Consider the following 13,131-nt stretch of genomic DNA (forward strand, 5'->3'; position numbering starts at 1 on the left):
TGTTTTCCTCATCAGATGACGGCGGCCGGCTGCACATCGGCGGCCAGCAAGCGTTTGATTTCCGGGACGCACGAGCCGCATTGCGTGCCGCAGCCCAATTGATTTTTCAGACCCTGCAGATCCAGACCCTGGCGAATGCCAGCGCAGACGGCGTTGAGGCTGACGTTTTCGCAGTTGCACAAAGTCTTGTTGGCGGCCATCTGCACGCCGGCATTGCCCGGCGGCGCACTCATCGGCGCCAGCAGCCAACGGCGCAATTGTTCGTCGGCACGACCCTCCAGCCACAAACCTTGCAGCCAGTGCTGCGCGAGGGTTTCGCCGGCCAGACGAATCGCGGTAATCCGACCATTCTCGATGCGCACGCGCTTGCCGATGGCGCGGCGTGGATCGTCGTAAGCGAGGACCGGACCGTCAATCAGTGACAGACACTGATCGATTTGCGCGAGCAATGGCGCATCCGGCGCCTCTTGGCTGCCAGCGCGTATCAGCAGCGCCGGACGTTCGCGTCCGACAAGGCTGAGGCTGACGTAGGAAAACGCCTCGCAGAGCGGTCGTAGCGTCTCGAAATGCCGTTGCACATCGCCCTCGATCAGGGCGAACAGTTGCCACGGCAGATTGACCGGCTCCAGGCGCACACCGCTGTGTTTCAGTTCCGGTTGTTTCGACAGTGGATCGAAGGCCGGCTGAGTCAGGTTGTTCACGCCGCCCTTGAGAAAACGATCGCCCCAGTGCATCGGCAAAAACGCCTGACCGGGACGCACGCTGTCATCGCTGCCGACCGCGACAATCACCGCGCCACGACGGCTTTTCAGATTGACCAGATCGCCCGGTTGCAGACGGTGCCGGCGCATCTCCTCGGGATGCAGGCTCAACACCGCTTCGCTGACATGGCCGAACAGTTGCGCAGCGGTGCCGGTGCGGCTCATGCCGTGCCACTGATCGCGCAGGCGCCCGGTGAGCAGGGTCAGCGGGAAGCGTGCATCGCGTTGCTCCCTGGCGGCACGATACGGCTCGGCGATGAATTGCGCGCGACCGCTGGCGGTAGGAAAAACCCCGTCGGTGTACAAGCGTGAGGTGCCTTGGCGGGCACCGATCGGGAAGGGCCACTGTTGGGGGCCGATCTGGTCAATCAGCGCATGGCTGATGCCGGACAGGTCGAGATCGCGGTCGCGGGTCAGGCCTTTGAATTCATCGAACAATTGCGCCGGCTCAGCGAAGGCAAACAGACTCGGCTGCTGCGCACGCAGACGGAGCTCCAGCCGCTGGGCGAAATCCACGGTGATCGCCCAGTCCGGCCGTGCTTCACCCGGTGGGACAATCGCCTGGCGAACGTGGGAAATGCGCCGCTCGGAGTTGGTCACCGAGCCTTCTTTCTCGCCCCAGCTGGCGGCAGGCAGCAGCAGGTCTGCGAAGGCGGCGGTTTCGGTGGTGCGAAACGCTTCCTGCAACACCACGAACGGGCAGGTCTCGAGGGCCGCGCGCACCGCGCTTTGGTCCGGCATTGATTGCGCCGGGTTGGTACAGGCAATCCACAGCGCCTTGATCTTGCCGCTGCGCAGGTTTTCGAACAGTTCGATGGCGCTGAGGCCGGGCGCTTCCGGCAAACTTTCCACGCCCCAGTATTGCGCTACTTCGGCCCGATGCTGCGGGTTGGCCGCATCGCGGTGGCCGGGCAGCAGATTCGACAGGCTGCCGGTTTCGCGCCCGCCCATGGCGTTCGGCTGACCGGTCAGGGAGAAAGGTCCTGCGCCCGGCCGGCCGATTTGCCCGGTGGCCAGGTGCAGATTGATCAGCGCGCTGTTTTTCGCGCTGCCGGCGGTGGACTGATTCAAGCCCATGCACCACAGCGACAGAAAGCTCGGGGACGTACCGACCCATTCGGCGCACTGCTGCAACTGCTCGACACTGATGCCGCACAGTTGCGAGACCATTTGCGGGGCGTAGTCGCGGACCAGATTCTTCAATTCGGCCAGACCTTCGGTGTGTGCCTTGATGAAATCGCGGTCGACCCAGTCTTCCCACAGCAGCAGGTGCAAAATCCCATGAAACAACGCGACATCGGTACCCGGCAGAATCGCCAAGTGCAGGTCCGCCAGATCACAGGTGTCGGTGCGCCGTGGATCGATGACGATGACTTTCATCTGCGGTCGCCGCGCTTTGGCGTCTTCCAGCCGACGGAACAGCACCGGATGGGCGTAGGCCATGTTACTGCCGACGATCATCACGCAATCGCTCAGCTCCAGATCTTCATAACTGCAGGGTGGCGCGTCGGCGCCGAGGCTGCGTTTGTAGCCGACCACGGCCGAAGACATGCACAGGCGTGAATTACTGTCGATGTTGTTGGTGCCGACCAGTGCCCGCGCGAGTTTGTTGAACGCGTAGTAATCCTCGGTGAGCAACTGCCCGGAGATGTAGAACGCCACGCTGTCCGGGCCGTGCTCGGAAATGCTTTCGGCGAAAACATTGGCGGCATGTTCCAGCGCGGTGCCCCAGTCTGTGCGGCTGCGCGCCAGACCTTTGCCCAGGCGCAGCTCTGGGTAGAGCGCGCGGGCGGCGAGGTCGCCGGTCAGGTGCAGGGTCGAGCCTTTGCTGCACAGTTTGCCGAAGTTGGCCGGGTGCGCCGGATCGCCGCTGACGCCGAGGATGCGCTCGCCGTCATGCTCGATCAGTACGCCGCAGCCGACCCCGCAATAGCAGCAGGTCGAGGCGGTCGTCTGGCGGTTCATCAGATGGCGTCCCGCAGGGCCAATTGCACCCGACCGTTTTCGACCCGCGCCGGATGGTGATGGGCGCAGCCAACGTCCGGCGCCTGGGCTTCGCCGGACTCGAGATCGATCTGCCAGTTGTGCAGCGGGCAGGCCACGCGCTTGCCGTAGATCAGGCCTTGCGACAGCGGTCCGCCTTTGTGCGGGCAGCGGTCGTCGAGGGCGAAAACCTCATCGTCGCTTGTACGAAAAATCGCAATGTCACCTTTCGGCCCGGCAATGATCCGCGAGCCGAGGGCATTGATCTCGTCGAGGGCACAGATATCGAGCCAGTTCATGCCGGCACCTCCAGGTTTTTCACAGGGATCACGTCAAATTCTTTCTTCAGTTGCGGCTGCGCCAGACGCTCTTTCCATGGGTCCTGTTCGAACGACAGGGAGAATTGCAGGCGCTCGTTCAAAGCTTTGCGGCGCTCGGCGTCCTCGAGCACGCTCTTCTTTATGTGCTCCATGCCGACCCGTTGCAGGTAGTGCACGGTGCGCTCGAGGTAGAAAGCTTCTTCGCGATACAGCTGCAGAAACGCGCCGTTGTATTCGCGCACTTCATCGGCGGTTTTCAGTTTGACGAAGAACTCGGCGACTTCGGTTTTGATCCCGCCGTTGCCGCCGATGTACATCTCCCAACCGGAATCGACGCCGATGATGCCGACGTCCTTGATGCCCGCTTCCGAGCAATTGCGCGGGCAGCCGGAGACCGCGAGTTTGACCTTGTGCGGCGACCACATGTTGAACAGGTCGTGCTCGAGGTCGATGCCCAGTTGCGTTGAATTCTGCGTGCCGAAGCGGCAGAACTCGCTGCCAACGCAAGTCTTCACGGTGCGGATGGATTTGCCGTAGGCGTGGCCGGATGGCATGTCGAGGTCCTTCCACACGCCGGGCAGGTCCTGCTTTTTGATCCCCAGCAAATCGATGCGCTGGCCGCCGGTGACCTTGACCATCGGCACCTGATATTTGTCGGCGACGTCAGCGATGCGCCGCAGCTCCGAAGGATTGGTCACGCCGCCCCACATCCGTGGCACCACCGAATACGTGCCGTCCTTTTGAATGTTGGCGTGGGCGCGTTCGTTGATCAGGCGCGATTGCGGATCGTCCCTGGCTTCGCCCGGCCAGGTGGAAATCAGATAGTAGTTGAGCGCCGGGCGGCAGGTCGCACAGCCGTTGGGCGTGCGCCAGTTCAGGTAGCTCATGGTGTCGGCGATGGTCAGCAGGTGCTCCTGGCGAATCGCCTGGCGGATCTGGCCGTGGTTGAGGTCGCTGCAACCGCAAATGGCTTTTTCGCTTTTCGGTTTGACGTCCGCCGCGCCGCCGACGGTATTGATGAGGATCTGCTCGACCAGGCCGGCGCAGGAACCGCAGGAGCTGGCAGCCTTGGTGTGTTTCTTCACTTCGTCGACGCTGAACAGGCCGTGTTCCTGAATCGCCTTGACGATGGTGCCTTTGCACACGCCGTTGCAACCGCAGACTTCGGCGCTGTCGGCCATGACCATGGCTTTGTCCTGGCCTTGATGTCCTACGTCGCCTAAAGCGTTTTCGCCGAACATCAAGTGATCGCGGATCTCGCCAATGGCATGATTCTCACGAATCTGCCGGAAATACCAACCGCCATCTGCCGTATCGCCGTACAGACAGGCGCCGACCAGCACGTCATCCTTGATTACCAGTTTTTTGTACACGCCGCCGATCGGGTCGGAGAGTGTGATGGTCTCGGTGCCTTCGCCGCCCATGAAGTCGCCAGCGGAGAACAGGTCGATGCCGGTGACTTTGAGTTTGGTCGAGGTCACCGAGCCCTGATAACGAGCGAAGCCCAGTTGCGCGAGGTGGTTGGCGCAGACCTTGGCCTGTTCGAACAGCGGCGCCACCAGGCCGTAGGCGATGCCGCGGTGGCTGGCGCATTCGCCGATCGCATAGATACGCGGGTCGTAGGTTTGCAGGGTGTCGTTGACCAGAATCCCGCGGTTGCACGGGATGCCGGCCTTTTCCGCCAGTTCGGTGTTGGGGCGAATGCCGGCCGCCATGACCACCAGATCGGCCGGGATGATGTCGCCATTCTTGAACTGCACCGAGCCGACCCGGCCATTGCCGGCGTCGTGCAAGGCCTGGGTCTGTTCGCACAGGCGAAAGTGCAGCCCGCGCGATTCCAGCGCCGATTGCAGAAGCTGGCCGCTGGTTTTGTCCAGTTGCCGTTCCAGCAGCCATTCACCGAGATGCACCACGGTGACGTGCATGCCGCGCAGCATCAGGCCGTTGGCCGCTTCGAGGCCGAGCAGGCCGCCGCCGATGACCACGGCGTGCTTATGGGTTTTGGCGGTGTCGATCATCGCCTGGGTGTCGGCAATGTCGCGGTAACCGATCACGCCCTGCAGGGTGTTGCCGGGGATCGGCAGGATGAACGGCGTCGAGCCGGTGGCGATCAGCAGGCGATCATACTCGGCTTCGCTGCCGTCCTCGGCGATCACCCGGCGCTTGACCCGGTCGATCTCCACCACTTTGCGGTTGAGCAGCAGCTTGATGTTGTTTTCCAGGTACCAGTCGAGGTCGTTGAGCACGATCTCTTCGAAGGTCTGCTCACCGGCGAGCACCGGCGACAGCAGGATGCGGTTGTAGTTGGTGTGCGGTTCGGCGCCGAAGACCGTGATGTCGTACAGCTCGTTGCTCAGTTTCAGCAGTTCTTCGAGGGTGCGAACCCCGGCCATGCCATTGCCGATCATCACCAGTTTGAGTTTTTTCATCAGGTTCTCCGGGGAGCTGCGGCGGGCCTCTGGTGGGCCGTCGGGCCGTGCTCGACAAATTTTGCGCAAACAAAAAAAGGCGTCCCGCTAGTTGCCTAGCGAGGACGCCTTTGTCCTGGTCCCGTTCTCTCGGGGAGCCCAGCCTTCGTCGTTGAAGGTTGGGCTTTATGTGTGTGTTGAGAGGAGTAATGCAGTGGTTGTGCCAACTTGGGAAATGGCCGGTTTATTGGGGATCGGTTGAAAATGAAGGGTGGTTTTTGCACCGATTGGAGGCGTGTTGCTCGTTCGTGGCGCATTCAACTGGAAGATCTGCAGTGGCGGAACTGGCGTCATCGCGAGCAGGCGCACTCCTGCAGGGGAACGCATTGTAAATTGTAGGAGTGAGCCTGCTCGCGATAGCCGCAACTCGGTTTCAACTGTGAAACAACAGCACAAGCAGCACCACATTCCCCAACAAGGCCACCAGCGCCATGGTCCGCCAGACCTTCAACGGCTCCCGCTCCAGCAAAGGTCTGGGCCGCACACTCAAACTGCGCCGCTCGCCCTGTTCCAGCAGCAGCAACCATTCTTCCGCCGTTTCAAAGCGCTGCTGCGGATCGGCCGCGACGCCGCGCTCCAGACTCTGCGCCAGCCATTCCGGCAGATCCGGGCGAAACCGACTGGGGCTTACCGGCACGCCAAATCGCGGCCGCTGAAACGCTTCGATCTCGCCGTAGGGAAAATGCCCGGTGAGCAGGTAATACAGGGTCACGCCGACTGCATACAAATCCTGCTGCACGCTCGGCGAATCGCCGCGAAAGGCTTCCGGGGCAATGAAACTCGGGGTTCCCGGCAGCGTCGACGGCGCGTCCTGCGACAGACCGGGGCAGTAGGCGAGGCCAAAGTCCAGCAGACGCAATTCGCCGTCATCGCCCCAATGCAGGTTTTCCGGTTTGATGTCGCGGTGCAGGATTTGCCGCCGATGCAGCAGGCCGACCGCGCGCAGCAAGCGCTCGGCGATGTCCTGCCACTGCGCCAGCGGCAGCGGGCCGTGTTGTTGAAACAATTGGGCGAGAGTCGTTCCCGGGTATTCGCGCATCACGTAATACAGATGCTGGCGCTGCGGGCAGGCATGCACTTCGGGGAAGTGCCGGCCGGCGACGCGCCTGAGAAACCATTCTTCGGACAGCAGCGCTTGCCCGGCTTGCGGATCGTCCGCCAGATGCGCCGGCAGGGTTTTCAACAGCCACGACTGGCCCTGGCCATCGGCGACCCGGTACAGCAGCGATTGCTGGCTCTGCGCAACAATGCGTTGCACTTGCCAGTCTTCGAATGATTGGCCGGGTTTCAGTGGCGGCGGCAACGGCCATTGCTGCAGATGAATCAAGGCGTCGCCAATGCTCGACTCACCGAGCGCATCGACGCGCACCAGCAAGGCGCTGGCGTTGTCCTGACTGCCGGCCAGATGTGCGGCGTTGATCAGCGTTTGTGCGGCGTTCGTCAGATCCGGTTGATCACGCAGAATCGCCGCGATTGCGGTGTCGCCCAGCGTCGACCAGACGCCATCGCTGAGCAGCACGAAGCTTTCGCCTTCGTGCAGTTCACCATCGAGAAAATCCAGCACCAGGTGCTGGTCCAGTCCCAGCGCGCGCTTGAGGACATGTTGCATACCCGGCTGGTCCCAGACGTGATCCTCGGAGATGCGCTGCAACGTGTCGGCGTGCCAGCGATACACCCGGCAATCGCCGACATGGGCGAGGGTGAAGCGCCGCCCGCGCAGCACCAGCGCACTGACCGTGGTCAGCAGCGGTTGCCCGCCGCCATTGGCCTGCAGCCAGCGGTTTTGCGCGAGCAACAGACGATCCAGCGCTTGCGCCACGCTCCAGGTTTCCGGCGTGGCGTAGTAGTCCAGCGCCAGCGCCTGCAAGGTCGAACGCGCGGCGAGGCCGCCATCGGCGCACTGGCTGACGCCGTCGGCGATGGCGAACAGATAACCTTTACTGGCTGCCAGCGCTGGCGCCGGCGTCACCGAACGCAGCGCGTCCTGATTCTCCGCGCGCGGGCCGGTGGCGCTGGCTTCGGCAAAGCTCAGTTGCAGAGCCATCGACGCCTCAGACCCGCGCCGCCGTCACCGCTGCCGAACCCCAGGTAGTCCTCCAGCGACGCTTGACGCCATGCAGGCCAAACCATGCCAGTACGCCGAGGCTGGCGAACAACCACAGCGCCAGTTGATAGCTGCCGGTGCTCTGTTTGATTGCGCCCATGCCAGCCGCCAAAGCGAAACCGCCGATGCCGCCGGCCATGCCGATCAAACCGGTCATCACACCGATTTCCAGACGAAAACGCTGCGGCACCAGTTGAAACACCGCACCGTTGCCGGCGCCCAGACCGAGCATGGTGCAGACGAAAAGCGCCAGCGCCGCGTAGGAACTTGGCAGATTGAAGCCGACGGCAGCGATGCAGATGGCGGCGACGGTGTACATCGCCAGCAACGTGCGGATGCCACCGAAGCGATCGGCCAGCGCACCACCCAGTGGGCGCATCAGGCTGCCGCCGAACACGCAGGCCGCGGTGTAATAACCGGCGGTCACCGGGCTCAAACCGTATTGATCGTTGAAGTAGCCGGGCAGGGCGCTGGCTAGGCCGATGAAGCCGCCGAAGGTCACGCTGTAGAAAAACATGAACCACCAGCTATCGCGGTCGCCAAGGGCTTTGAAGTAATCGGCCATGGCCTTTGGTTTCGGCCGCTGCGGGGCGTTTTTCGCCAGCAAGGCGAACAGCACCAACGTCAGGATCAGCGGGATCAGCGCAAAGCCAAAGACATTGCTCCAACCGAACGCGGCGGCAATCACTGGCGCGAGCAGCGCGGCGAATACTGTCCCGGAGTTGCCCGCACCGGCAATGCCCATGGCTTTGCCTTGATGCTCTGGCGGGTACCATTGCGAGGCCAGCGGCAGGGCCACGGCAAACGACGCGCCGGCCATGCCGAGGAAGAGGCCGAGGATCAGCGCCTGCTCGTAACTGTGAATACCGAGTTTCCACGCGCCGAACAGTGCGCAGATAACAATGACTTGACCGATCAGCCCGGCAGTCTTCGGCGACAGCCGATCGGCCAGCATGCCCATGGCGAAGCGCAGCACCGCGCCGGCGAGAATCGGCGTGGCGACAACCAGGCCGCGTTGTTGGGTGGTCAGTTGCAGGTCGGTGGCAATCTGCACCGCCAGCGGGCCGAGCAGGTACCAGACCATGAAGCTCAGGTCGAAATACAGGAAGGCCGCGAACAATGTCGGGGTGTGGCCGGATTTCCAGAAGCTTGAATTCATCGCGCACCTCAGCTGATAAGATTCTCGGGAGTCATGCACAGCAGGTGGAGCGCCTGCACGGCCGCACCACCGGCCCCGGTCTGTGGGGCCAAAACGCAAAAACGCCGCTACCGGATTCGCTAAAGGGCGAATGGGGTGAGCGACGTCTTTGTCGTGGGTGGGGCAACCGCCGTTGGTTACCTGTGCCTTTACATAGCGAGATTTGTGCCAACAGGGGAAAAATCAAAAAGCCCCTCACCCTAGCCCTCTCCCGGAGGGAGAGGGGACTGACCGGGTTGTCTTGTGCTTTTCGCCGACCTGAACAACCGAGTCGATTATGGATTCACAGCAGAAAACACAGGATGGCGTACTCCCAGAGCATCCCCCAATCAGTTCCCTCTCCCTCCGGGAGAGGGCTAGGGTGAGGGGCATTTGATGTTCAACCAAAAGCTCAGCCGAGCAATTCGCTCATGGCAATTATCTGCTCCGCCACCTGTATCAGCTTCTGCTGGCGGCTCATGGCCTGGCGTCGCATCAGCGTGTAGGCCTCTTCCTCGTTGCAATCCTTCATCTTCATCAACAAACCCTTGGCCAGCTCGATGCGCTTGCGCTCGGCCAGTTGCTGGTCCCGCGCCTGCAACTGCGCGCGCAACGCCTGGTCGCTTTCAAAGCGTACCATCGCCACGTCGAGAATGGGCTGCAGGCGCTGAGCGTGGATGCCTTCGACGATGTAGGCGCTGACCCCGGACTTGATCGCCTGGCGCATCACCGTGGGGTCATGCTCGTCGGTAAACATCACGATCGGCCGTGGCTGGTCGCGGCTGACCAGCACCACTTGCTCCATCACATCGCGGCTCGGTGACTCGGTATCGATCAGGATCACGTCCGGGCGCACCGTTTCGACGCGTGCGGGCAGGTCGATGGTCAGGCCGGACTCGTCGATCACCTCGAAACCGGCCTCGGTCAATGCAGCCTTGAGACGGCCGACTTTTTTCGCGGTGTCGTTGATCAGCAGAATACGCAACATGTCGCGGCCTCCGGTCAGCGCTGGACAAGCAGGGGAGCGTCGTCGTTCAGCGCGTGCAGCTTGAAGCTGCGCGCGTATCCGGTCGGATCGCTGCCGTCCCAGACCTTGCCATCAAGCAACTGGCTGCTGCGCATGTCGGTGCCCCAGGCGGCCACGCCAACCGCCGTTGCGGCATCGCGATACAGCTGCAGTTGCTGAACCTGACGGGCCACGGCGAGGTAGTCCGGGTCGCTCCGCAGCAGACCCCATCGGCGGAACTGGGTCATGAACCACATGCCATCGGAGAGGTACGGCAAGTTGACTTCGCCATTGCCATGAAAGCGCAGCGCGTGCGGGTCTTGCCAGCGATTGCCGAGGCCGTCGGAATAGTCGCCGAGAAAGCGCGGTTCGATGCACGCCACCGGCGTGTCAAGATATTCTGCTGCGCTGAGCAGGTGCGCGGTGCTGCGGCGATTTTCCGGGCTGGCTTCGATGAAGCGGCTGGCCTCAAGAATCGCCATCACCAGCGCCCGTGCAGTATTGGGGTATTGCTCGACGAATTCACGGGTGCAACCGAGGACCTTTTCCGGGTGATCGGGCCAGATGGTCTGGCTGGTGGCGAGGGTGAAACCGAGGTCCTGCTGCACCGCGCTGGCGGCCCACGGCTCGCCGACGCAAAAACCGTCGATGCGCCCGGCTTGCAGGTGCGCGACCATTTGCGGCGGCGGCACCACCACACTGTCGACGTCCTGCAACGGATGGATGCCCTGACTCGCCAGCCAGTAATACAGCCACATCGCATGGGTGCCGGTGGGGAAGGTCTGGGCGAAGGTCAGTTTTGCGCGGCTTTGGTGCACGTGGCGGTCGAGCGCTTCAGGACTGTTCACGCCGAGGTTTTGCAGACCGCGCGAGAGGTTCAGGCTCTGGCCGTTCTGGTTGAGACCCATCAGCACGGCCATGTCGGTCGGCGCGACGCCGCCGATGCCCAGGTGCACGGCGTAGATCAGCCCGTACAGGCTGTGCGCGGCGTCGAGTTCGCCGCTGACCAGTTTGTCGCGCAGGTTGGCCCAGGAGGCCTGGCGCTTGAGGTTCAGGGTCAGGCCGTAGGGCTGGGCAAAGCCCTGCGTGGCCGCGACGACGACCGAGGCGCAGTCGCTCAGGGCCATGAAGCCGAGGTTGATCGCGCTCTTTTCCGGCGCATCGCTGCCATTGACCCAGGCCAGCGGCCCGACCGTCAGTTCATTCATACATCGCCACCTCGAAAAAAAGCGCCGCCGCGGACTTTGCCCAGGCAAATCCCGTAGACGACGCCATTGTCCGTGCTCGCCGGTCGTCATTGGCCGGCGAGTTGATAACCCGGGAAGTGCAAGGCATATGCCACCGGCGCGATTTGCGCGTGCGCCTCGCGCCGCAGGGCCATGCCCGGCTATAATCGCCGCCTCTTTTCGCCGCCCGAGTCATCGCCGCCCATGTACACCCTGGCCCGTCAGCTGTTGTTCAAACTTTCCCCGGAAACCTCCCACGATCTGTCGCTGGATCTGATCGGCGCGGGTGGACGTTTGGGCCTCAACGGCTTGCTCTGCAAGGCGCCGGCGCAGGTGCCGGTAACCGTCATGGGCCTGGAGTTTCCCAACCCGGTGGGGCTGGCGGCCGGTCTGGACAAGAACGGCGCGGCCATCGACGGCTTTGCGCAACTGGGCTTTGGCTTTGTCGAAATCGGCACCGTCACCCCGCGTCCACAACCGGGTAATCCGAAACCACGGATTTTCCGCCTGCCGGAAGCCGGGGCGATCATCAACCGCATGGGCTTCAACAACCTCGGCGTCGACAACCTGCTGGCGCGCGTCGCCGCAGCGAAATACCAGGGCGTGCTGGGCATCAACATCGGCAAGAACTTCGACACCCCGGTCGAGCGTGCAGTCGACGATTATCTGATCTGCCTCGACAAGGTTTACGCCCACGCCAGCTATGTGACGGTTAACGTCAGTTCGCCAAACACCCCGGGCCTGCGCAGCCTGCAGTTCGGTGATTCGCTCAAGCAGCTGCTCGCCGACCTGGCCACGCGCCGCGCCGAACTGGCGCTGCGCCACGGCAAGCATGTGCCGCTGGCAATCAAGATCGCCCCGGACATGACCGACGAAGAAACCGTGCAGGTGGCGCAGGCGCTGATCGAAACCGGCATGGACGCGGTGATCGCCACCAACACCACCCTCAGCCGGGTGGGCGTTGAAGGCATGGAGCATGGCGACGAGGCGGGCGGTCTGTCCGGCGCACCGGTGCGCGAGAAGAGCACCCACACCGTGAAGGTGCTGGCGGGTGAGCTGGCCGGGCGTTTGCCGATCATCGCCGCCGGCGGGATCACCGAAGGCAAGCACGCGGCCGAGAAGATCGAGGCCGGTGCCAGCCTGGTGCAGATTTATTCGGGCTTCATCTATAAAGGCCCGGCGCTGATTCGCGAAGCGGTCGACGCCATCGCCGCGTTGCGCTGAGCCATCTGACCCACCCGTCCCCCCTGTAGGAGTGAGCCTGCTCGCGATAGCGGTATATCAGTCACATCTTCAATGACTGACCCACCGCTATCGCGAGCAGGCTCACTCCTACAGGTAATGTGCTCGGCAGAAAAAATAGCAGGCAATAAAAAGGGCTCCTCGAAGGAGCCCCTGGGCCGTAGCCCGCCGTCCGGGAGGGACGTGCGTGGTTAATTCGTTACATATTCAGATTGTCGTGTCGGAATAAATGCCCTGTGTCAGCCGACGGCGTGAAGTTCGTTGAGTCTGTGGATTCCCGCAGTGCCGGTCATACCGTCCCAGTTGTCGCCGCGTCCTTCTCGCCAGCCGTTGATCCAGGCTTGACGTACCGACGGTAGAGTAAATGGGCAAAGCTCACGGGATTTGCCACCAACGCCATATTGATATCCGCGCAAAAACGCTCTTTCCAACGGATCACGCTTAAGTCTTCTCATAGGGTGTTTCCCTCACTTGTTGACTGTAGTGTCGCGTTGACCTCAATTGAGGTCTGGCAGAAAAAACCTGCCATGGTGCGGCTCGCTGCCGGCGTGGCGAGCCAAGGTGTTGACGCCGTTGCGACGTCAACCTGTATGCAGTTCTAACCAATGAGTCACAGCGAGGGAATGACCGTTTTGTCATAAGCACGTAACGGAAAGGATGCTATGGCAATAAGTAACCGCGTATTAATTGAACGTTTGTTGAGCAAACCCCGGTATGATCGGCGCCGCGCTGGATGATGGGGTTAATTCTTTAGTGAGAATGACCCACGTTTGCGCTCAGGTACTAAGCGACGAAGGGTCACTTCAAGACATTTTGTTGCCTCAACTTTTTTATCTGTCCCGGC

Annotated in this window: 9 protein-coding genes; 1 reads left to right on the plus strand and 8 read right to left on the minus strand. The window is 62.3% G+C overall.

Annotated elements, in window-relative coordinates; all coding sequences use genetic code 11:
* Positions 1-11: 11 nt before the first annotated feature.
* The 7 genes from BLU52_RS07305 to BLU52_RS07340 form a co-directional block, all read right to left on the minus strand.
* On the minus strand, positions 12-2,726 hold the full coding sequence (locus BLU52_RS07305; RefSeq protein WP_090282553.1) for a nitrate reductase: 2,715 nt from the start codon (positions 2,724-2,726) through the stop codon (positions 12-14).
* Entirely contained in the window at positions 2,726-3,043 is a 318-nt protein-coding gene (gene nirD, locus BLU52_RS07310; RefSeq protein WP_090282554.1) for a nitrite reductase small subunit NirD, read from the minus strand. The genes BLU52_RS07305 and nirD overlap by 1 nt, the downstream gene beginning before the upstream one ends.
* On the minus strand, positions 3,040-5,493 hold the full coding sequence (nirB, locus tag BLU52_RS07315) for a nitrite reductase large subunit NirB (RefSeq protein ID WP_090282555.1): 2,454 nt from the start codon (positions 5,491-5,493) through the stop codon (positions 3,040-3,042). Before nirB ends, nirD begins: the two co-directional genes overlap by 4 nt.
* Positions 5,494-5,905: 412 nt before the next feature.
* The gene (locus tag BLU52_RS07320) at positions 5,906-7,576 is read right to left on the minus strand and encodes a bifunctional protein-serine/threonine kinase/phosphatase (RefSeq protein ID WP_090282556.1); all 1,671 of its coding nucleotides are present in this window, start codon (positions 7,574-7,576) and stop codon (positions 5,906-5,908) included.
* Between the two features lie 7 nt (positions 7,577-7,583).
* Positions 7,584-8,795, minus strand: a complete 1,212-nt coding sequence (locus tag BLU52_RS07325; RefSeq protein ID WP_090282557.1) for a nitrate/nitrite transporter — start codon at positions 8,793-8,795, stop codon at positions 7,584-7,586.
* Between the two features lie 430 nt (positions 8,796-9,225).
* Positions 9,226-9,801, minus strand: coding sequence for an ANTAR domain-containing response regulator (locus BLU52_RS07335; protein WP_090282558.1), 576 nt, complete (start codon positions 9,799-9,801; stop codon positions 9,226-9,228).
* Positions 9,802-9,815: 14 nt separating this feature from the next.
* Positions 9,816-11,027, minus strand: coding sequence for a CmpA/NrtA family ABC transporter substrate-binding protein (locus BLU52_RS07340; protein ID WP_090282559.1), 1,212 nt, complete (start codon positions 11,025-11,027; stop codon positions 9,816-9,818).
* Between the two features lie 222 nt (positions 11,028-11,249).
* On the opposite strand from BLU52_RS07340, the gene BLU52_RS07345 reads away from it, so the two are divergent.
* Complete coding sequence (locus BLU52_RS07345) at positions 11,250-12,269, plus strand: quinone-dependent dihydroorotate dehydrogenase (protein ID WP_090282560.1); 1,020 nt, start codon at positions 11,250-11,252, stop codon at positions 12,267-12,269.
* 257 nt (positions 12,270-12,526) lie between these two features.
* Here the strand turns inward: BLU52_RS07345 and rmf are convergent, their stop codons facing one another.
* A complete protein-coding gene (rmf, locus tag BLU52_RS07350) occupies positions 12,527-12,742 on the minus strand; it encodes a ribosome modulation factor (protein ID WP_003223300.1) in 216 nt (71 codons plus the stop codon).
* Positions 12,743-13,131 lie beyond the last annotated feature (389 nt).

It is taken from the genome of Pseudomonas granadensis (genome assembly GCF_900105485.1).
GTDB classification, from domain to species: Bacteria; Pseudomonadota; Gammaproteobacteria; order Pseudomonadales; family Pseudomonadaceae; genus Aquipseudomonas; species Aquipseudomonas granadensis.

Bases quoted from the DNA above. Each gene is read 5' to 3' on its own strand.
- BLU52_RS07305 (WP_090282553.1), bottom strand. From the start codon at position 2,726: ATGAACCGCCAGACGACCGCCTCGACCTGCTGCTATTGCGGGGTCGGC.
- BLU52_RS07325 (WP_090282557.1), bottom strand. From the start codon at position 8,795: ATGAATTCAAGCTTCTGGAAATCCGGCCACACCCCGACATTGTTCGCG.
- BLU52_RS07320 (WP_090282556.1), bottom strand. From the start codon at position 7,576: ATGGCTCTGCAACTGAGCTTTGCCGAAGCCAGCGCCACCGGCCCGCGC.
- nirB (WP_090282555.1), bottom strand. From the start codon at position 5,493: ATGAAAAAACTCAAACTGGTGATGATCGGCAATGGCATGGCCGGGGTT.
- BLU52_RS07340 (WP_090282559.1), bottom strand. From the start codon at position 11,027: ATGAATGAACTGACGGTCGGGCCGCTGGCCTGGGTCAATGGCAGCGAT.
- BLU52_RS07345 (WP_090282560.1), top strand. From the start codon at position 11,250: ATGTACACCCTGGCCCGTCAGCTGTTGTTCAAACTTTCCCCGGAAACC.
- BLU52_RS07335 (WP_090282558.1), bottom strand. From the start codon at position 9,801: ATGTTGCGTATTCTGCTGATCAACGACACCGCGAAAAAAGTCGGCCGT.
- nirD (WP_090282554.1), bottom strand. From the start codon at position 3,043: ATGAACTGGCTCGATATCTGTGCCCTCGACGAGATCAATGCCCTCGGC.
- rmf (WP_003223300.1), bottom strand. From the start codon at position 12,742: ATGAGAAGACTTAAGCGTGATCCGTTGGAAAGAGCGTTTTTGCGCGGA.